General features: G+C 67.3%; 18 protein-coding genes and 1 pseudogene. 7 read left to right on the top strand and 12 right to left on the bottom strand.

Annotated elements, in window-relative coordinates; translation table 11 throughout:
• Positions 1–34: 34 nt before the first annotated feature.
• Positions 35–337: pseudogene (locus OVN18_RS07465) on the top strand (recombinase family protein); the annotation flags it as partial.
• On the opposite strand, the gene OVN18_RS07460 reads toward OVN18_RS07465, so the two are convergent.
• The 5 genes from OVN18_RS07460 to OVN18_RS07440 form a co-directional block, all read right to left on the bottom strand.
• Positions 306–2,273 carry a beta-galactosidase gene (locus OVN18_RS07460; protein WP_267739061.1) on the bottom strand — a complete coding sequence of 656 codons (1,968 nt, stop codon included), beginning with the start codon at positions 2,271–2,273 and terminating at the stop codon, positions 306–308. The pseudogene OVN18_RS07465 and the gene OVN18_RS07460 sit on opposite strands and share 32 nt — an antisense overlap.
• Before the next feature lie 15 nt (positions 2,274–2,288).
• Positions 2,289–3,176: a carbohydrate ABC transporter permease gene (locus tag OVN18_RS07455; protein ID WP_267739060.1), complete on the bottom strand. Its 888-nt coding sequence runs from the start codon at positions 3,174–3,176 to the stop codon at positions 2,289–2,291.
• Positions 3,173–4,096 (bottom strand): carbohydrate ABC transporter permease, encoded by a 924-nt coding sequence (locus tag OVN18_RS07450; RefSeq protein ID WP_267780080.1) that lies wholly within the window; start codon positions 4,094–4,096, stop codon positions 3,173–3,175. The genes OVN18_RS07455 and OVN18_RS07450 overlap by 4 nt, the downstream gene beginning before the upstream one ends.
• 84 nt (positions 4,097–4,180) lie before the next feature.
• Positions 4,181–5,506, bottom strand: a complete 1,326-nt coding sequence (locus OVN18_RS07445) for an ABC transporter substrate-binding protein (RefSeq protein WP_267739058.1) — start codon at positions 5,504–5,506, stop codon at positions 4,181–4,183.
• A 200-nt stretch (positions 5,507–5,706) separates the two neighbouring features.
• Positions 5,707–6,726: a LacI family DNA-binding transcriptional regulator gene (locus OVN18_RS07440; RefSeq protein WP_267780079.1), complete on the bottom strand. Its 1,020-nt coding sequence runs from the start codon at positions 6,724–6,726 to the stop codon at positions 5,707–5,709.
• A gap of 179 nt (positions 6,727–6,905) precedes the next feature.
• Here OVN18_RS07440 and OVN18_RS07435 point away from each other — a divergent pair, with 179 nt between their 5' ends.
• The 3 genes from OVN18_RS07435 to OVN18_RS07430 all read left to right on the top strand — a co-directional run bounded on the left by OVN18_RS07435 (position 6,906) and on the right by OVN18_RS07430 (position 11,115).
• Entirely contained in the window at positions 6,906–8,693 is a 1,788-nt protein-coding gene (locus tag OVN18_RS07435; RefSeq protein WP_267780078.1) for a hypothetical protein, read from the top strand.
• A 572-nt stretch (positions 8,694–9,265) separates the two neighbouring features.
• Positions 9,266–9,706 (top strand): DUF5956 family protein, encoded by a 441-nt coding sequence (locus tag OVN18_RS13165; protein WP_407666029.1) that lies wholly within the window; start codon positions 9,266–9,268, stop codon positions 9,704–9,706.
• A 305-nt stretch (positions 9,707–10,011) separates the two neighbouring features.
• Entirely contained in the window at positions 10,012–11,115 is a 1,104-nt protein-coding gene (locus OVN18_RS07430; protein WP_267780076.1) for a hypothetical protein, read from the top strand.
• Positions 11,116–11,290: 175 nt separating this feature from the next.
• On the opposite strand, the gene OVN18_RS07425 is transcribed toward OVN18_RS07430, so the two are convergent.
• From OVN18_RS07425 to OVN18_RS07410, 4 genes are all read right to left on the bottom strand, one after another.
• Positions 11,291–11,674, bottom strand: a complete 384-nt coding sequence (locus tag OVN18_RS07425) for a hypothetical protein (RefSeq protein ID WP_267780075.1) — start codon at positions 11,672–11,674, stop codon at positions 11,291–11,293.
• Between the two features lie 137 nt (positions 11,675–11,811).
• Positions 11,812–12,312 (bottom strand): GNAT family N-acetyltransferase, encoded by a 501-nt coding sequence (locus OVN18_RS07420; RefSeq protein ID WP_267780074.1) that lies wholly within the window; start codon positions 12,310–12,312, stop codon positions 11,812–11,814.
• Between the two features lie 305 nt (positions 12,313–12,617).
• Positions 12,618–13,568: an SDR family NAD(P)-dependent oxidoreductase gene (locus OVN18_RS07415; protein WP_267780073.1), complete on the bottom strand. Its 951-nt coding sequence runs from the start codon at positions 13,566–13,568 to the stop codon at positions 12,618–12,620.
• Positions 13,565–14,347, bottom strand: coding sequence for an SDR family NAD(P)-dependent oxidoreductase (locus OVN18_RS07410; RefSeq protein ID WP_267780071.1), 783 nt, complete (start codon positions 14,345–14,347; stop codon positions 13,565–13,567). Before OVN18_RS07410 ends, OVN18_RS07415 begins: the two co-directional genes overlap by 4 nt.
• Before the next feature lie 100 nt (positions 14,348–14,447).
• Here OVN18_RS07410 and OVN18_RS07405 point away from each other — a divergent pair, with 100 nt between their 5' ends.
• Positions 14,448–15,413 carry a helix-turn-helix transcriptional regulator gene (locus OVN18_RS07405; RefSeq protein ID WP_267780070.1) on the top strand — a complete coding sequence of 322 codons (966 nt, stop codon included), beginning with the start codon at positions 14,448–14,450 and terminating at the stop codon, positions 15,411–15,413.
• On the opposite strand, the gene OVN18_RS07400 is transcribed toward OVN18_RS07405, so the two are convergent.
• Positions 15,311–15,673, bottom strand: coding sequence for a TraR/DksA family transcriptional regulator (locus OVN18_RS07400; RefSeq protein WP_267780069.1), 363 nt, complete (start codon positions 15,671–15,673; stop codon positions 15,311–15,313). The genes OVN18_RS07405 and OVN18_RS07400 overlap by 103 nt on opposite strands.
• Positions 15,674–15,756: 83 nt before the next feature.
• On the opposite strand from OVN18_RS07400, the gene OVN18_RS07395 reads away from it, so the two are divergent.
• Positions 15,757–16,098, top strand: a complete 342-nt coding sequence (locus OVN18_RS07395) for a YciI family protein (protein ID WP_267780068.1) — start codon at positions 15,757–15,759, stop codon at positions 16,096–16,098.
• 28 nt (positions 16,099–16,126) lie between these two features.
• Here the strand turns inward: OVN18_RS07395 and OVN18_RS07390 are convergent, their stop codons facing one another.
• Both OVN18_RS07390 and OVN18_RS07385 read right to left on the bottom strand, forming a co-directional pair.
• Entirely contained in the window at positions 16,127–16,786 is a 660-nt protein-coding gene (locus OVN18_RS07390) for a potassium channel family protein (protein ID WP_267780067.1), read from the bottom strand.
• Between the two features lie 10 nt (positions 16,787–16,796).
• Entirely contained in the window at positions 16,797–17,213 is a 417-nt protein-coding gene (locus tag OVN18_RS07385; RefSeq protein WP_267780066.1) for an ArsR/SmtB family transcription factor, read from the bottom strand.
• 97 nt (positions 17,214–17,310) lie between these two features.
• Here OVN18_RS07385 and OVN18_RS07380 point away from each other — a divergent pair, with 97 nt between their 5' ends.
• A complete protein-coding gene (locus OVN18_RS07380) occupies positions 17,311–18,693 on the top strand; it encodes an NAD(P)-binding domain-containing protein (RefSeq protein WP_267780065.1) in 1,383 nt (460 codons plus the stop codon).
• Positions 18,694–18,709 lie beyond the last annotated feature (16 nt).

Below are 18,709 nucleotides of genomic sequence, written 5' to 3'. Positions count from 1 at the left end.
CTCCATGGCTTCAGGATAGGCAGGCCATGCGTCAGTCGGCCGGCTCTTGTTCACCGTGCTCGGCCTAGTCGCCGAGTTCGAAGCCGATCTCTTCCGAGCTCGCACTCGCGAGGGCATGTCGATCGCTCGCTCGAAGGGCCGCCTGCGCGGCAAGTAACCGAAGCTCTCGCCCACGCAAGCGGCACACTCGGTCAGCCTTCATCGTGCGGGAGCCCACACGTCGGGCGAGCTAGCAGAGCACTTCGGTGTCGCACAATCGACCGTTTATCGAGCAGTGGACCGTGCCGCTCGGGTGGATGGCGCCCTCACGACTGCGAGCGTTGACCCGCCTCGATGATCTCTACTCCGTAGGGGCCAAGTTCGAGATCCCGCCCGGCGACCGCGACCGTCGTGTGGGTCGGTTGCTGATTGATGACGAAGCGGTGACGACCCCGTCGAAACACCTCCACCCCAGCGTGAGAGACCACATCGTCCAGAGCCGATGTGCCCTCGAGTAACAGAGCCGCCAGGTGTTCTCGTGACCGGGCATCGGGCAGCGTCGCGACGTACCACGCCTGACCCGACCCGACTGTGCGGCGGGTGATCGCCGCGGAGCCTCGCAGGGGCCCCGAGGCGAAGCTGGCGACGACCTCTGCATCGACGACGTCCAATCGCTCAGACCAGACCGTTCCCGATGACCTCTCCGCGCCGAGCTCGTCGGACTGGAGCAGCACCGAGTCCGCGACGACGGACCCGGGCGTTGGAAGCGGGAAGAACTCATCGATCCGCACGCCTAGAGTGCCGGCCAGCGCGCCGAGGTAGCCGCCCGGGGTGAGGCGGCCGTCCTCATCCGTGATGCCCGACTGGTAGCTCACCATCAGACGCCCACCCGCCTCCGCGTAGATGGCCAAGGACGCAAGAGCGCTCTCGGTCGCCACGAACAGATTGGGGACGATCACGGCAGCGTATTCGGCGAGGTCCGAGGTAGGCGAGACGAAGTCCACGGAGACGCCCGCGTCGTACAGAGTCCGGTACCAAGCGTTGACCGCGTCGAGGTAGGTGAGCGTACCGGGGAGCCCCGTCTGCTCGAGGCTCCACCAGGAGTCCCAGTCGAGCATGATGCCGACGTCCCCCGGTGTCGGCGAGTCGAGCTGATCCCCGATCTCCTGGAGCTCCGCTCCGAGACTGCACACCGCCTTCCACGAAACCGACTCCGTGCCGGTGTGCGGCAGCATCGCAGAGTGGAACCGCTCAGCCCCGCGGTCGGACTGGCGCCACTGGAAGTAGAGGATGCCGTCTGCACCTCGGGCGAGCGCCTGATACGACCACGCTCGCATCATCCCCTCGGGTTTCGCGGCATTGGAGGGCCGCCAGTTGACCGCGCCAGCGGCCTGCTCCATCAGCAGCCACGGCTTGCCGCCCGCGAGGGATCGCATCAGGTCGCGAGTCATCGCGGCGAGGTAGGGCGAGTCGGGATCGTCGGGGTCGGGGTAGTTGTCATCGCTGATGACATCGAGCTCCGCCGCGAAGTTCCAGTAGTCGACAGGCTTGAAGAAGCCCATGAAGTTGGTGGTGAGCGGCACGGAGGGGCTTGCTGTCCGAACCGCCGCGGCCTCACTCCGGAAGAGGCCGAGGAGCTCATCGGAGGAGAATCTGTCGAAGTCCAGCAGCTGGGCGGGGTTGCGGAAGGAGGGGGCCAGGCTCGGCACCGCTACTTCGTCGAAAGAGCCGTACCACTGCGACCAGAAGGCAGTACCCCACGCGTGGTTGAGGGCGTCGATCGTGCCGTACTTGACGGTCAGCCAGGCGCGGAAGGCTGCGGCCGAGGTGTCGCAGTAGCAGCGGCTGACGTGGCATCCGTACTCATTGTTGATGTGCCACATCTCCAGGGCGGGGTGATCGGCGTACCGCCGCGCGATCTCCCCGGCCAATCGGGTCGCCAGCCGGCGGTAGTCGAGCGAACTCGGGCAGTAGTGCTGACGGGATCCCCGTTGCAGGCGCACCCCTGACTCGGTGACGGGCAACGACGCGGGGTAGCGGTGGCTGAGCCACGGCGGCGGGGATGCGGTCGCGGTCGCGAGATCGACCCGGATTCCTGCCGCGTGCAGCTTGTCCATCACCCGATCCAGCCATTCGAAGGTGAAGGTGCCCTCCTTCGGCTCGAGCATCGCCCAGGAGAAGACGCCGATCGTCACCATGGACACGCCGGCCTGCTGCATCAACGGGATGTCGTCGTCCCAGATCGCTTCGGGCCATTGCTCGGGGTTGTAGTCCCCACCGAACCAGATAGTCATGAGATGCCTATTTCCTTATTCCTTTGTGCTTCCCGCGGCGAGCCCGGACTGCCAATACCTCTGCAGGTACAAGAAGGCCACCACGAGGGGGAGGATCGAGACGAACGAGCCGGCGATCACGGTTGAGAAGACGGCGGTGGAGCCGCCCCCGCCGGTCGACAGCGCCTGCAGCTGCGCCAGGCCCACGGTCAGCGGGTACAGGTCGCTGGAGGAGAGCATGATCAGCGGCAGGAAGTAGTTGTTCCACACACCGACCAGCGAGAACAGGAAGACGGTCACCATGCCCGGCCCCATGAGTCGCAAGCCGATCGAGACGAAGATGCGCAGCTCGGATGCTCCATCGATGCGCGCTGCTTCGATGAGGCTGTCCGGCACCGAGTCGGCTGCGTAGACCCTCATCAGGTACACCCCGAACGGGCTCACGATCGAGGGGATGATGATCGCCCACGGGGTGTTCACCAAACCGAGGTTCGCGAAGACGAGGTAGGTGGGCAGAGCGAGCGCGGTCGCGGGGATCATGATCGATCCGAGCACGGCGCTGAAGATGAAACGCCGGCCGGGGAACTCGAACTTCGCGAAGGCGTAGCCCGCCGCGGTCGCCAGCGCTGTCGCCCCCACGGCGCTCACCCCGGCGTACAGGATCGTGTTCCCCGTCCAGCGCCAGAAGACCCCGTCCCGGAAGGCGAACAACGACTCCAGGTTGGCGAAGAAGTTGAACTCATCGCCGAAGAAGAATCCGAAAGTACTGAACAGGTCGGTGTTGTCCTTGGTCGACGCGATGGTCAGCCACAGCAGCGGCAGCAGGAAGTAGGCGACCCCCAGCCACACCAGACCGGTCAGAAGTCCGCTGCGGCGGTCGCGAGGATCCCGTTGTTTGCGTCGAGCAGTGATCGTGGAAGTCATGAGCGGCCTCCCGATCGGGCATTCGAGAGTTGGACGACGTACGAGATGATCATGATCACGAATCCGAGGAGGAAGGCGACGGCGGCGGCGTAGTTCACGTCTTGGAAGGTGAAGGCGAGGGTGTACGCGTAGAGGTTCGGGCTGTACGCCGTCCCGATCACGTTGGGGGCGATCGTTGCGAGCAGGCGCGGCTCGGTGAACAGCTGGAAGCTGCCGATGACCGAGAAGATCAGCGTGAGCATGATCGCCGGGCGGATCGCCGGGATCTTGATGCTCCATCCGATCCGGACGGCGCCCGCCCCGTCGAGCTCCGCCGCCTCGTACAGTTCGGTCGGGATGGCCCGCAGGGCCGCGTACATGATGATCATGTTGTAGCCGACGAATGACCAGGTGACGATGTTCATCATCGAGAAGAGCATCAGTTCGCTGGAGAGCAGGTCCGGTGCGGGAAGCCCGAGGGACCGCACTCCTTGAGCGATCGGCCCGAAGTCGTCCCCGTACAGGTACCCCCACATCATCGTCGCGACGACGCCAGGAACAGCGAACGGGACGAAGATGGCGAGACGGGCGAATCGGCCACCGCGAAGTCGGCCGCTGTCGATCGCGAGCGCGAAGAACAGCGACAGCCCGAGCATGATCGGCACCTGGATCAGCAGGAACGCCGACATGCGAGCAACGCCGCCGAGGAAGAGCGGGTCGGTGAGCGCTTCGCCGAAGTTCGCGAGTCCGACGAACTGCTCACCGCCGATGAGGCGAGTCTGGAACAGGCTCAGAAATCCCGCATAGAGCAACGGTGCGATAACCATCCCGATGAATACCAGGATGAAGGGCGTGATCAGGATGTAGGCGGTGATGATGAGTTTGCGACGCTGGGGGCTGGGCCCGCGGCGGGAGACGGTGCGGTCAGACGTCGTCGTCATGACGGGCTCTCTTCTGGATCGTGCTGGGCGTCGGATAGGTCGGGGAGGGCGCCCGACGGTGGCGTCCCTCCCCGACGACTTTCTCTACTCGACCGTGAAGCCCTGGTCGGTCGCGTAGGTCACGATCGCGTCCTGCCAGGCAGCGAGGCCGGCCGAGAGGTCGCCCCGTTCGGAGATCTCCTTGCCCAAGGTGTCGACGAAGCTCGAGGCGACCTGGTCCTGGAAAGGCAGCCACTGGAAGTCGGTGTCGACCGTCGTGGAGATCTCCGCGAAGATCTCGTTGACGCGCTGGCCTCCATAGAACTCCGACTCCTGGTCGACGAACTCCGACGCGGTGAGCACCTCAGTGCGTGTCGGGAAGAGAGACTGCTCGGTTGCGAATGCGAGGGTCGCTGCGGAGTCTGTGTTGATGAACTTCGCCAGCTCCGCAGCCACGATCGGGTGCTCCGTCGAGCTCAGCGCGCCGAGCGTCGATCCGCCCCAGTTGCCCGCGATCGGGTCAGCAGCGTCGAACTGAGGCAGCGGGGCCGCGCGCCACAGACCGGAAGTGTCCGCCGCGGTGCCCTGCAGGAAGGCGGGGCCCCATGCGGCGGTGAGCCAACCGGCGTAAGCGCCGTTGGCGAGACCCTGATACCACCCGTCGGTGAAGCTCGGGTCGACAGCGACGAGATCGCGATCAATGAGGTCCTGCCAGTAGTCGACGACCTTCTGCGACTCCGGGTCGGTCAGGGACACCGAGACGGTCTGGTCCCCGTCGTACGTAAACGGGGTAGCTCCGGCTGCCCACAGCAGGCCGAGGAAGGAGCCGGCATCGTTGCCGGAGAAGCTGCTGATGTATGAGCCGCTGTCAGCCTTGACGGCCTCTGCCGCTGCCGTGTAGTCCTCCCATGTGACGGGTGCCTCTGTGATGCCCGCAGAGCTCAGGATGTCCTCCCGATACAGGTTCCCCATCGGGCCGGCGTCCTGGGGGATGGCGTAGATGGCGTCACCGTTGGTCACCTGCGCCCAGGTCCAGGGAGTGAACTGGTCTTCCACGTCACCCGCACCGTAGGGTGCGAGGTCGAGCAGGTTCTCCGTCAGGACGAACGAGGGGATGTACTGGTATTCGAACTGCGCCACGTCCGGGGCTCCCGTGCCCGCCTCGAGCGCGGTGCGGACCTTGGTGTAGTGCTCTCCGCCCTGGCCGACGTTCTCCAGCACGACGTCGATCTCGGGGTAGGCCTCCTCGAACAAGGCCACCTGCGCCTCGATGCCCGGCGCCCAGGCCCACATCGTGATCTCGGTAGGGGTGGACATGGCGGTGTCGAAGTCGGACGTCGAGGGCCCGTCTTCGGCTGCGGAGCATCCGGCGAGTGCCACGGCGGTAACCGCGGCAATGGCACCCAGCTTCATTGCTGTGTTCTGTCGCATGACCTGCTCTTTCTCTGGTGAGGGATCTGCCATCGGCAGTGGTGGTGCTGCCAGTGATTCCGTCGACGCCGACATCAGCTGCGTTCGATCGGGTCATGAACGCGGCGGCGCACCCCGGATGTGAATGTTTCCGGCAACATTGCTGATGTTAGCGGAAACATTGCGCGTGTCAATGGATGGATCGAAGTCTGCTCCGACACCTACCGCCCCCGGGGGGCGGCGGTGGAGGATCGCACGATGAGCTTCGGCTGCATGAACTGCGAACCGTCCGGGGCTGGGGTCCCCTCGATCTCAGACATGAGCGTGGCGAATAGGAACGTTCCCTGTGATTCAAAGTCGATGCGAACCGTCGTCAGGGGCGGGCTGTAGTACTCCGCTTCCGGGATGTCATCGAACCCGGTGACGCTGATATCGCCAGGGCAGCTGATTCCCGCCTCGTTGAGTGCGCGGAGGATTCCTAGCGCTGCCTGGTCGTTGCCGACGACGATCGCGGTGACGGATTCGTGAATCAGCGATCGTTGAAGCGCTTCGTACCCTGACCGTGAGGTCCAATCTCCAACGATCGCAGGATGCTCGGGGAGCTCGTTATTGCGGATCGCCTCCGCGAATGCAGTGGCGCGAGACTGTGCAGCGAAGTAGTCCATCGATCCAGTCACGTGCGCAATGTCTCGGTGGCCCAGAGACGCCAAGTGATCGACGATCAGGTGGATACCTGCAGCGTTGAAGGAGGTGCCGACGGGCCCCGGCAAGTCAGCGGGTCCAGAATCGAGATGCATCGGGACCTCGATGTGCACGGTGGAGATTGCGTCCCGCATCGCGTCGGAGATGGTGAGCGCGATCACGCCGGCGAGGTCCTGGCTGCGCATCAGCCCGATCGCGTCGGCGAGGGAGTCGGGATCGGTGACATCGAACGACACGATGTCGACAACGTACCCCGCGGCACGCGCGGATCGCGCTATGCCCTGAACGGTGAGGCTCGGGCCCGCGGACGTGAGGTCGCCCGTCAGGACGGCGATTCGATGCGACTTGTTTGTGGCAAGCGTGCGCGCCGACAGGTTGGGTCGATAGTTCAATTCGGCCAAAGCATGAGCTACACGCTCACGAGTGCCCGGACGAATTCCTTCGAAGCCCCCGAGGTAGCGGGAGACCGTGGCGTGGGACACCCCAGCAAGGGCGGCCACATCATAAATCGTCGACGCCGTGGATCTCTTGGCTCCCATGTGGCACCTCTCTCTCGGCCAGCAATCTCGCCGGCCCCGACCCTATCGGGCGCTCTTCATGCGGAGAGACCGCGGGATCTCCAGCTTTTCGACGTCTTGTGCGAGCGGGCAAGATGCGGTTACCCTCCACAATGTTTCCGCTAACATCCTAGCGGTCCACACGAGCAAAGGAGCTCGCCATGCGCCGAAGCCAGTTGCCATTCTCATCATCACCGCACCGATCCATTCGAAGAAGGGTTGCGAGCTCAGTCGCGATCAGCGCCTCCTTCGCCCTTCTCTCCACCCTCATCGGTGGACCTGCGGTCGCGGCGCCGGGCGACCCCATCCAGTCCGCGGTGTCGATCTCGGAGCCCAGCACGTGCTCCAGTCGCATCTACGTGAGCCCCACAGGAAACAACACTGCCAACGGCGCAACTCCGCAGACGGCATGGCAGACCGTCGCAAGAGTGAACTCTGCGACGGTGCTGCCCGGAACGTGCGTGCTGTTCGAAGACAGCTCCACCTTCGCCGGCCGATTGACCCTGAGCGGAGGGGACGCGAACAATGCCGCCTCCCGTGTCACCGTGGGCACTTACATCACCGGAACCCCAACAACCGCCACCCGCGCTCGACTGCGCGGACTTCTCATCTTGAACGTCGGCGGCGTAACCGTGCAGGACCTCACCGTCATCGCAAACGGCACCACCGTCCTCAACGGCATCGAGCTCAGCAATACTCTTGGCAACAACAACAGGCGACCCGGAGTGACGGTCCAGCGCGTCGACGTCACCGGCTTCCCGCTCTCAGGCATCCTCATCGGCGGAAAGAACGCCTCCAACACCTCCAAGAGCGGATTCAGCAACGTCCTGATCCAACAGGTCGACTCCTACGGCAACGGCGACGCCGGCATCCAGAGCTTCGGCAACCTGTGTGACGCCAACAACGCCAACTATTCCCACCTCAACGTCACCGTCCGCCAGGTGGCCGTCTTCGACAACCTCGGAGTGCCCAACAAGATGGTGCCCAACTGCTCGGGCGCGATGGAGGCGACAAATTCTGGCAACGGCATCGTGCTGGGAGACGTCAAGGATTCCCTCATCGAACAGAGCTTCGCCTTCCGCAACGGCGCCAACAACAATTTCGGCGGCGGCGGCCCCGTGGGCATCTGGGCCTACAACGCCGACAACATCGTCATCCAAAACAACACCTCGTACTCCAACCGCAGCGCGACGAAGGACGGCGGTGGATTCGACCTCGATGGCGGCGTCATCAATAGCGTCATGCAGTACAACTACAGCTACGACAACACCGGCGCCGGCTATCTCGTTTTCCAGTACGAAGGCGCGCGCCCGTTGAACAACAACATGGTGCGCTACAACATCTCCCGCAACGACGGTCGCGGAGTAGCTGGGGGCATCGCCTACGGCGGCATCGTCATCGGCAAGTTCGGAAACGTCACGGGACCGACCAACACCTTCGTGTACGGAAACTCGATCTACGTGAGCCCGTCCGCGTCGTCACCCGAGCCTCCCGCTGGCATCCGTGTGTGGAACGGAGCCGAGGCGTACTTCTACAACAACTCGATCCACACCAGTGGGGCCGCCCCGCTCGTAAGCGTCGAAGCCAACACTTCGACACAATTCCTCGGCAACAACTACTTCCGTGCGGACGGCTTCAAGGCCTATACCAACGCGGCGAACTTCAGCGATGTGGGGGCGACTCTGGTGAGCACCCTCGCCGGATGGGCTGATGGCTACAAGACCGCCTCGACACCCGGGTATGCGACCACCGTCGTCACCAGCTCGGCAGTGTTCGTCGACGCGAATAACTTCGGGCTCGGCGCGACCTCGGCACTTCGCAATGCCGGCGTCAACGTCACAACCGTCGGTGACGATGTGCGCTTCCCCGTAACGCGCGACTACTTCGGAGTCACTCTGCCCCCGGCCAATGGGCAGCAGTACTCGATCGGGGCGTCTCAGGGGCTCTAGCCCTCCACGGCGGGCGTGGTCTGCAGGATGGCAGTCCACGCCCGCTCATAGGCGCGATTCGCGACGTCTCCGGGGCCCAGACGCCCAGGCCTTTCCTGGCGCCTCTACATGACAGCAAGTAGCGCCTTAGTCCCGTCCCCACAGTTCTCGAGGCCGATCAAATCGAGAGCGGCGGGGGAGTTCGACCTGGTCGCTCAAGTCTGTTGGAGGGCAAATACGGTTAACCAGAGTTCGACGAGAGATCCCGTCGGCCGAGTCAGCACGAATCAAGTGGCAGCCAGCTGACATAAGGCTGGTTATCGCCGGGGTCGCCACGCGATCTTGTCGCCGTCCGGCTGCGCGGTCCTTACCGTCTTTGTGACCTCAGCGGTCTTCGAACACACGGCGCCTGAAGTCCAGCCGAGTGGGGTCAAGTGGGTCGGTTGAGTCGCTTTGGTCCCTGGCGTTGCGCTGATCGTCGGAATGGTGGATGTGTGCGCCATCACGCGGCGATTGCGTACGTCGCATGGCATGCAGCGCACGATGCTGCGCTCCTCTAGGCGAGTACGAGCACGCAACCCTAGGCTGCGACGGTGGATATCCCCGATTGGTCGTGGACAGACTTTCCCAGCGCCAGCGCAATCGGAAGCCGCCCGACTGTGCGCTGCGAACTGAATGGCTGGTCGGCTCTCGCCGCGTTTCTGGCCGGCCCCGAGCACGCCTTCGAAGTGCCAATCGGCCCTCAAGAGGTCCGAGAACAGTGTGACGGGGAATCCGAAGTTCGGCGCGCGCCCACCGACGACGAACGATCGATCGTCCGGGCAAGCGTTGTCGAGTATCTCGAGGTTGCGGGAGTCCCAGCCCCACCGGAAGGCATCGAGTGGCTTCTCGTGTTGCCCAGTGGTTCGGACCCCGCGACTTTTTGGTCAAGGCTGCATCATGAGATGGGCCAATCGACCGACTTCAAACCAGAGACCGCGAGGGCGGTGGCCCTCGCGATGAGTGAAGCTCTCGAACGGCTCCTCAGGTCTTAGTGAGTGTTCCTGTCGAGGAACTCTTTGCTTCTGATAGCCCAGGTCCGGACTGCCAATCAGGGTGCTCAACGTACTGCTGTCGACGAGGATTAGCCGCTACCAGGTGCAACACGAGGCTGCTCGGTGGCGTTCGCTCGCGCGGTGCAAGTGCGGCCGGCAAACCTTGTGGACAGCGCTGCGGTCGGCGAGCCGTGTAGCGACTGTCGCGAGGACGCGTGAACGACACCCAAGCTCGAACTCGCCTGTCTCGACCACTGGTTTCGCCGGACAGGCGTCCGGTGCCGGGCGCATGGTTTACTGATTCGGTGGGCGAGCAACTCTCGAAAGTCGACACTACTCAGCTGCAGCGTTGGGCGTACGGTCGCGCAATCACTCCTGATGAGCGCGCTCGCGCTGCCGAAGCCGCGAACGAACTGCAACGCCGCGCGGACGCACTGCAGAAGGCGACCAAAGACGCCGAGTCGGAACGACTTGCCGTTGAGTCGATGGAGAGCGGATCAGGAGTTCTATCGTCCAGGGGAGCTGCGGACGACGAGTCTCGATCGAGCCCCAACCACCGCAAGGCGCTTGCAGGCGTCATCGGCGTCGGAGTGCTGCTCGCGCTTGTGAGTAGCGCATTCGTCTTTGCGGACAACTCGCAGTCGGCCGGAGCTCTGGCCGTTTTCGAAACCGAGGAAACGCAGCTCGACCGAAATTGGGCTTCGAGACTAGAGAGTTGGGGTTACTCGGGCATCACGGCGGGTCCCCGAACCGCAGAAGTAGGCGATGGCTACATCCTGATCGCGGCACGAGTATCCACCGTTCCGGAAGGGCGGAGCACCGAGTGGGATTCGTACTGTTTATTCCTCGCCTCCCCGGGGACCGACAATGGAAGTTGGGCTCTCAGCGAGAGTTGCACTTCGCCTGATCACTTCGAACGTGACGGCACGACAGTCGTCGCGCAAGTTACTGACGCTACCGACCAGGCTGGTGTCGCCTCGTGGGGCCCTACTGATGGGCCTCGTTTCGATGCAAGCAAGTCAGTCGACGAGCTTTCGGCCGAACGTGGTTCTGCCTTGGATCTCCTTGCGAATCCCCTCGCCCGCTACAGCGGGGAGTCGAGAATCCTTTCGGGTGTAGTCGACCCCGACGACCTGCTGATGGGGCCGTCAGTCGTGCATGACGCCCCAATACCCTCTGGCGAAGTGGTCTCCGTCCAGATCCACCTGCGGGACGCGATGCTTCCGACCGCAGGGTCAGAGCCCGAGCTGTGCATGACCGTGGCGCATACCGAATCGGCGTCTTCACAGACTTGCAAGCCACTCCAAGCGGCCCTAGACAGCGGCATTTCGCTAATTGAGGTGATCGCCGGCGACAGCTGGCTCATCGGCGTGGATGAAACCGGCGCCGTGCAGGTTCAGCGCGATTGAGACGGTTGCCCCCATGGCTCTGCCTTATTGATTCCGGGGATAAGTGGGATCGACAGGCTCGCCGTCGGAGGTAGGTCGCGTTGCGCCCCTTTCGAACTGTCATAAGACGGGTTATCGACCCAGCTCGCGCCTCCGTCTGCGATTGCGATCCGGGCGACTAATCGACCCGCTGAGTTCAGCCGCTCTGCCAGCGGATCCCGGCCGCATCGAGGACCGCACCAGTTGGACTTTCCGGCGCGAGTGCGCCCTCCTCCCAGAACCTCGCCCACTGCGTGTCGGTGCACTGAAGTTCATCCAGCAGTGTTGTGAGCGCGAGGTGAGAGTGCGACCGGAACGGCACGCTCGCCTTCAGGTCAATCGGTGCGTTCGAGTTCAAGCAGGCGGTGATAGCGAGCTCTGGATGGTGGTCGTGAATCAACCGGATCACATCCCGCGGCACAGCTCCGTTCTGCGCGAGTACCGACAGCACCTCCAGGGATCCGGAGTGCGCAAGCTCTCGAGCCGCTGAAGCGGTGATGTCATCTTCGCCCGCCCGAAACCATGCGCTCTCGCTACTCATCGGCGTGAAGCCCCCGTCCGAAATCGATCGGCTCCAGCTCACCGTCTGCCGGCGCCCGTGCTCAGCCCCAATATGCGGGTGGAGAGCGATGATATGCAGTCACGTCTTGAGACAGGTCGCGACAGTCATTCTCTCGCTCACCACCGCTTGATGAGGTCTTCGTCCTGCTCGGTGACAGTGTGTTCCACGCCGTCATCGTCGATGTACGTGTAGGTCGTGGTTGCGACGTGTCCGGTTCGGACGTATCCGATCCGCTCATATAGGCGAGCCGCCCCAGGATTCTCGAGCCCAACTCCGAGGGTTAGTGAACGTTGTCCTGGTCGAGCCTCCGGGTCTCGATTCTCCACAAGCCCTTCGGCGTATCTGATCAGGGCGCTTCCCAAACCTTGACCGCGAGATGCCGGCGCGACGCTGAGGTTCTTGAGTTCAGGCGGATCGTCGAAGGTGAGTTCCGCCGACCCCGCCGCCAGGCCGGCGTGAAATGCGACGAGGAAGTCGACTTCGCCCCGGCGCTGTCGATCGAATGCGCCCGCGGCGTAATGGCGAGCTCCGGGCACGTGAGCGGCCAGGGCCGCCGCATCATCGGGGGTGCAGCGACGGACCCGGGCTTCGGTCATTGGCGCGCGGTCCTGACTCATGACTCAAGCTTGCTTCGACGTGGGCGAGTTTCGCAATCGCTCGCCCGGCGCGCTCAACGCATTGCGCGAAGCGCTGCGATTCGGAGGAGCGCTTGGTGACCCGCGAGCTGACGCCAGAGATCGACCGACTCGGCCCTAACCCCGCTGCAATCTGACATAACGGCGGTTATCGACGGGTGCGCGCGCTCATCGCCACGTCATCCACGGAGTCACAGGAGCGGCAAAAACCGTCGTAGCTGTTCACCGCCGGGATCCCGGTCCGCTTCGAGCAGGGCCGACGACTGCGACGGCTGCTCCCATCTTCTTCACCGTGGGGATGCCGGGTGCTCCTCGAGCATCGCGACGGAGAGCTCCCATAGCTGTTCGGCCGCGACCGGGTCGAGCGCGTGCGCGAGCACTCCGTGCACGCCGTCGGCGATCGACGTCACCAACTCGGCCTCCCCGCAATCCTCGAGGTAGCGCCCGCCGATGCCCGCGAGCAGCGGTGACGCCGCGGCGAGAACGGAGGTCGCGGCGGCCTGCGCCGCGATCGCCTCCTGCCGCCCCGCCGGCCAGTGTCGCTGCAGCCGCGTCCACGCACCTCCGGGCATGACGGCGTTCGCTCGGATGCCCTGCGCGCGCCAGCGCCGGTCGGCCTCGACCGCGAAGAGCGCGTTCGCGGTCTTCGACTGCCCGTAGGCGACACCCGCGTCGTACGGCCGGCGCTCGAAGTGCGGATCGTCGAAGAGCACCGGCGAGGAGCCGTGGCCGCTCGAACTGAGGCTGACGATGCGTGCCTCACCCCGCTCGACGGCCGCCTCGGCGAGTGCCGCCCGCAGGCCGAGGGCGAGCCGGAAGTGCCCCAGGTGATTGATCGCGAACTGGGATTCCCAGCCCTCGGGGGTGCGGGCGAGGGGCGGCGCCATGACTCCGGCGTTGAGCACAAGGGCGTCGAGCGGGCCCTCCCACCCGGCGATGAGGCGTGCGATCGAGCCGGAGTCGGCGAGATCGAGCGGCGGCACGGCGACGGCCGCGCCGGTCGCGCGCTCGATCGAGGCGGCGGCGAGCATCCCGTCGTCGTGGGATCGGCTCGTGATCGTGACGCGCGCGCCCGCCGCGGCGAGCGCCTGCGCGGTCGCCCTGCCGATGCCCGACGAGCCGCCGGTGACGAGCATCGCGCGCCCGGAGAGGTCGACGCCCGCGAGCACCTCGACGGCCGTGGTGCGCTCGCCGAACGGGGTGACCAGGCGATCGGCGCCTGCTGCGCGCGCGCTCACACCGCGTGCGTCGCGGTGATGCCGCCGTCGACGTCGAAGACCACGCCGTGCACCATCGCGGCCTCGTCGGAGGCCAGGAACACCACGGCGTTAGCGATGTCGACCGGGCGGACGGGGCGGCCCGCGGGGGTTCCGGCAGTCATGGCGTCGAGCACCTCGCCGGCCGAGGCGTTGCCGGGCGTGCGGGTGACGCCGGGCGCGACGGCGTTGACGCGCACCCCGCGCGGTCCGAACTCGGCCGCCCACGAGCGGGTGAGCTGCTCGTCGGCCGCCTTGGTCGCCGTGTAGAGGGCGCCGAAGGGGTTGCCGACGCGGGCCATCCACGAGCCGATCATGACGATCGCGCCACTGCCCTGCTCCGCCATCGCCGGAGCGAGGGCGGCGACCAGCACGTGGGGCGCGCGCACGTTGACGGCGAGCAGGGCCTCGAGGTCGTCGTCGGTGAGATCGGGGGTGGTCGGAACGGGGTAGATGCCGGCGTTGTTGACGAGGATGTCGAGGTGGCCTCCGAGTGCCGCGGTCGTGCTCGCGGCGGCGGCGCGCAGCTCGGTCGGGCTCGCCGCGAGGTCGATGGGCACGAAGTGGGCGCGGCCACCCTCGGCGATGATGCCCTCGACGACGAGCGACCCGCGCTGAGCATCCCGCCCCGCGACGGCGACGATCGCCCCCTCGGCGGCGAGGGCACGGGCGATGGATGCGCCGATGCCGCTCGTGGCCCCGGTGACGAGGGCGGTGCGGTCGGCGAGGCGGAGGGGACGGTCTGCAGTGGTGGAAGTCATGGGTCGAGACTCGTCGGCGCCCGGCCGCCCCACCAGGCCTCGCTCAACCAGGGCACGGCAGGGCCAGGCGCCGGCGACGCAGCCCGCTTAGGGTGAGCGCATGACCGCGTCCGACGCCGCCGCCCTCGGCGCGTTCCTGCGCTCGCGCCGCGACGGCATCACGCCCGCGCGCGCCGGCATCGCGGCGTTCCCCAGCCCGCGCCGCGTTCCGGGCCTGCGCAAAGAGGAGCTCGCGATGCTCGCGGGCGTCAGCGCCGACTACTACAGCCGCATCGAGCAGGGTCGGCAGACCGCCGTCTCGATCGAGGTGCTGGATGCTCTCGCCCGAGCCCTGCGCCTCGACGAGACCGAGCGCGCCCACCTGCGCGACCTCGCCGCCCCGCCCTCGCGCGCGGGCAGCGGCGGGCGAACCGCGCCGCGGCAGGCCGACCCCAGCCTGCTGCGCCTGATGACGACGCTCGACGCCGTGCCGGTGATGCTGCTCGGCGAGCGCCTCGAGGTGCTCGCCCGCAACGCGCTGCTCGAGGCCGTCCTCGGTCCCCTCCCCCTCGGCTCCTCGCTCGCCCGCTACGTGCTGCTCGACCCCGCCGCGCGCGAGCGCATCGTCGAGTGGGAGCGCTTCGCCCAGTACACGGTTGCCGCCCTGCGCCGGGACATCGCCCGGCACCCTCGGGATGCCCGCCTCGGGGCCCTCGTGCGGCAGCTGCGCGAATCCGACGCGCAGGTCGACGCCTGGTGGCGCGACCACGGCGTGCGCGAGTTCGCCTCCGCGCAGAAGATCATCCGGCACCCCGTCGCCGGCGTCCTGCACTTCGGCATCGAGATCGTCTCCCCGCCGCTCGACCCCGATCAGCGCCTCATCGTCTACACGGCCGAACCGGGCTCGTCGACGGAGGCGCTACTGCCGACGATCCGGGCCTGGGGCGCGGAGGCGGGCGACTCGGCGCCGGCGGACGACCCGGCTCAGCCGGCGAGCCGGGCGCAGTCGATGCAGAGCGCGGCGGCGGGACGGGCATCCAGTCGCGCCGGATCGATCGCGAGCCCGCAGCGGCGGCAGACGCCGTAGTCGCCGCTCGCCACCCGGGCGAGGGCCGCGTCGAGCTCGTCGAGCTCGCGCAGGGCCGCGTCGAGCAGGCCCGACGACTGCGACCAGAGCTGCGATATCGTGGCGCCCTCGGGGTCGTGCTCGTCGTCGTCGGAATTCTCTCCGCGCGCGGTGCGGACCGCACCGAGCTCGGCCCGCAGGCGCTCGACGCGGGCGGCCGCCTCGGCACGGCGGCGGGCGAGAGCCTCGGCCCCGCCGTGCTCCGCGCGCTCCTCATTCATGCGGCCATTCTGCCGCAGGGGTTCCGCTCGTGGGCAGTGAGGGCCAGGCTGATGCGCAGGCAACCCAGCAGAAGGAGCAGGCGATGACGCATTGGATGATCTCGTTCCCGAGCGGTGAGATGCGGTTCGAGGAGCACGAGTTCGACGACGTCGTGCGCGAGTCGCACCAGGTCGTGCGCGATATGAAAGCGGCCGGCGTCTACCTGACGGCGGGCGGCGTCGACGAGAGCGTGCCGCCCGTGCGCGTCTCGGCCGACGGCGTCGAGACGCCCGGCACCTACCCGCAGACGGCGCGCCTCGAAGGCGGATACACGATCATCGACGTGCCGACGCGCGAGGAGGCCGTGGCATGGGCGGCGCGCATCGCGGCGGCGTGCCGCTGCGATCAGGAGCTGCGGGCGTTCCAGGACGACCCGGAGGCGTGAGCACGCGGCGCCCTCCCTTCCGCCGCCGTCACCGTTCGGGCGTCGACGGCGGGCGGATTCGCTCCATGATGTACGAGATGATCAGCGCCGATGCGGTGCCGACGATGACGACCCCTCCGGCCATGAGCATCACCGCGTACACGCGGCCCGCGACGGTGACCGGGTACACGTCGCCGTAGCCGACCGTCGCGAGGGTGACGATGGCCCACCAGATCGCGTCACCGAAGGTCGTGATCGTCGAGCCGTCGGCATCGCGCTCGGCGGCGAGGGTCGCGAGCGCGATGAAGTAGACGAAGTACGCGGCCGAGGCGGCGGCGTACGCGGTGACCTCGATGCGCACGGCCGTGCCCGTGCGCGCGCGGAACGCGGGCGCCGTTCTGATCAGGTTGATGACGCGGAGGCCGCGCACGAGCGGCACGATAACCGACAGCAGGTCGATGACGTTCTGCCGCACGAAGCCGCGGCGGCCGCCGCGCGGGGTCAGACCCAGGCGGACGGCGTAGTCGACGGCGAAGACGATCCAGGTGATCGCCATGAGGAGCGTGATGCCGGCGCGCGCGGCGGCCGGGAGCTCCGGGGCGAGGACGAATGCCGAGTAGCCGACGACGAAGAGCACGCCGACGACGATGAGGGGCACCTGCATCCGCGTCTCCCAGCGGGATCGGCGGTCGACCGTCTCCGTCGACATGGCGGTCAGTCTAGGCGCGCGCTCCGTCGGGCGCGGGGCTCGCCGTCCGACGTCGAGAGTCGGAATCGGCAGGCAGGGCGCGACCGCCGACGGCCGCTCCGAGCAGCGCGCCGAGTGCGTTTACGGCGCCGGGCACGACGGAGAAGTACGCCCAGCTGCCGCGCTTCTCGCGCGCGAGCAGGCCCGCCTCGACCAGCACGCGCAGGTGGTGCGAGACGGTCGGCTGGCTGAGCCCGACAGGGTCGGTGAGGTCGCACACGCACACGGCGCCGTCGGTGCTCGCCGCGACGATCGACAGCAGCCGCAGCCGGGCGGGGTCGGCCACGGCCTTGAGCGTGCGGGCCAGCGCCTGCGCGGCTTCGGCGTCGAGCGGCGGTGCAGCGGTCGTGGGCGCGCAGGCGGCAGCAGGGGCGACGGCGGTGCTCATGCGCTCACAGTACCCCGCATATTGACAAGCATCGATATGCCGGAACAGACTCGGCCCATCGACCTCCATCGATGACCCCGCGACCCCGGAGAACCCCATGACCTGCACCGCTCCCCTGCCCGCCGCCCTCGCCGAGCTGCCGGTCGCAATCATCGGCGCCGGGCCGATCGGCCTCGCGGCGGCCGCGCAGCTGCATGAGCGCGGCTTCGAGGCGATCGTGCTCGAGGCGGGCGACTCCGCCGGCGCCGCGGTGCAGCAGTGGGCCCACGCGCGCATGTTCTCGAGCTGGGAGCACCTCGTCGACCCCGCGGCGGCTCGACTGCTCGATGCGGCGGGGTGGGATGCTCCGGCCGCCGCCCGTCTGCCCACGGGCCGCGAGCTCGTCGACGCCTACCTCGCGCCGCTCGCCGCTACCACCGAGCTGGCGCCGAGCATCCACTACCGATCGAGGGTGCTCGCCGTCACGCGGGAGCGGGCGGACCGCACCCGCACCGCCCGCCGCGACCGCACGCCCTTCGTGCTTCGCGTGCAGACCGACGCCGGCGTCGAGGAGCGGCGCGCCCGCGCCGTCATCGACGCCTCGGGCACCTGGGGCACGCCCAACCCGCTCGGCTCGAACGGCCTCGACCCGATCGGCATCGAGACAGTCGCCGAGAACCTGCACGGCGCACTGCCCGACGTGCTCGGCGCCGATCGCGCCCGGTTCGCCGGGCGCCGCACGCTCGTCGTCGGCGCGGGGCACTCGGCCGCCAGCACGCTGCTCGCGCTCGCGACGCTCGCCCGTGAGACCGGCGCCGGCGAGGTCACCTGGGCGATCCGCGGCAGCCGGCCCACGCGGGTCTCGGGCGACGCGGACGACGAGCTGCGCGAGCGCGGACTGCTCGGGTCGCGCGTGCACGAGCTCGTGCGCAGCGGAGAGATCACCCTCGTCGACCGGTTCGAGATCGACCGCGTCGAGCGCGCCGAGGACGGCGCCGTGCGCGTCATGGGCGCGAGCCGTCGTGGTCGCGCCGCGCTCGAGGTCGACGAGGTCGTCGTCGCCACCGGGTTCCGGCCCGAGCTCGGCATGCTGCGCGAGCTGCGGCTCGACCTCGACGGGATCGTCGAGGCTCCGCGCGCGCTCGCGCCGCTCATCGACCCCAACCTGCACTCGTGCGGCACCGTGTACCCGCACGGCGTCGCCGAGCTCGCCCACCCCGAGCACGACTTCTACCTCGCCGGCATGAAGTCGTACGGCCGCGCACCGACCTTCCTGCTGCTCACTGGCTACGAGCAGGTGCGCTCCATCGCCGACGAACTGGCGGGGGATGCCGCCGCGGCCCGCCGCGTCGAGCTCGTGCTGCCCGAGACGGGCGTCTGCTCGACCGACATCGGCTCGGCCGCGTCAGGCGCGGGCGGATGCTGCGCGGTCGAGCCCGCCGCCGCAGAGACGCTCGGCGCCTCCGCGGGGCGCACGCTGCTGCCGCTCGCCGGGCGCTGACGGCGGACGGGACGGG

Origin of the sequence: Microcella daejeonensis, from assembly GCF_026625045.1 — a bacterium.
Lineage (GTDB): Bacteria > Actinomycetota > Actinomycetes > Actinomycetales > Microbacteriaceae > Microcella > Microcella daejeonensis.
This window is presented reverse-complemented; position numbering and strand designations above follow the sequence as displayed.

What these genes read in the sequence shown, in the direction of transcription:
- OVN18_RS07435 (WP_267780078.1), top strand. Translation starts at nt 6,906, where the DNA reads ATGCGCCGAAGCCAGTTGCCATTCTCATCATCACCGCACCGATCCATT.
- OVN18_RS07390 (WP_267780067.1), bottom strand. Translation starts at nt 16,786, where the DNA reads ATGTCGACGGAGACGGTCGACCGCCGATCCCGCTGGGAGACGCGGATG.
- OVN18_RS07440 (WP_267780079.1), bottom strand. Translation starts at nt 6,726, where the DNA reads ATGGGAGCCAAGAGATCCACGGCGTCGACGATTTATGATGTGGCCGCC.
- OVN18_RS07455 (WP_267739060.1), bottom strand. Translation starts at nt 3,176, where the DNA reads ATGACTTCCACGATCACTGCTCGACGCAAACAACGGGATCCTCGCGAC.
- OVN18_RS07425 (WP_267780075.1), bottom strand. Translation starts at nt 11,674, where the DNA reads ATGAGTAGCGAGAGCGCATGGTTTCGGGCGGGCGAAGATGACATCACC.
- OVN18_RS07445 (WP_267739058.1), bottom strand. Translation starts at nt 5,506, where the DNA reads ATGCGACAGAACACAGCAATGAAGCTGGGTGCCATTGCCGCGGTTACC.
- OVN18_RS07410 (WP_267780071.1), bottom strand. Translation starts at nt 14,347, where the DNA reads ATGACTTCCACCACTGCAGACCGTCCCCTCCGCCTCGCCGACCGCACC.
- OVN18_RS07420 (WP_267780074.1), bottom strand. Translation starts at nt 12,312, where the DNA reads ATGAGTCAGGACCGCGCGCCAATGACCGAAGCCCGGGTCCGTCGCTGC.
- OVN18_RS07460 (WP_267739061.1), bottom strand. Translation starts at nt 2,273, where the DNA reads ATGACTATCTGGTTCGGTGGGGACTACAACCCCGAGCAATGGCCCGAA.
- OVN18_RS07380 (WP_267780065.1), top strand. Translation starts at nt 17,311, where the DNA reads ATGACCTGCACCGCTCCCCTGCCCGCCGCCCTCGCCGAGCTGCCGGTC.
- OVN18_RS07395 (WP_267780068.1), top strand. Translation starts at nt 15,757, where the DNA reads ATGACGCATTGGATGATCTCGTTCCCGAGCGGTGAGATGCGGTTCGAG.
- OVN18_RS07400 (WP_267780069.1), bottom strand. Translation starts at nt 15,673, where the DNA reads ATGAATGAGGAGCGCGCGGAGCACGGCGGGGCCGAGGCTCTCGCCCGC.
- OVN18_RS07405 (WP_267780070.1), top strand. Translation starts at nt 14,448, where the DNA reads ATGACCGCGTCCGACGCCGCCGCCCTCGGCGCGTTCCTGCGCTCGCGC.
- OVN18_RS07450 (WP_267780080.1), bottom strand. Translation starts at nt 4,096, where the DNA reads ATGACGACGACGTCTGACCGCACCGTCTCCCGCCGCGGGCCCAGCCCC.
- OVN18_RS07385 (WP_267780066.1), bottom strand. Translation starts at nt 17,213, where the DNA reads ATGAGCACCGCCGTCGCCCCTGCTGCCGCCTGCGCGCCCACGACCGCT.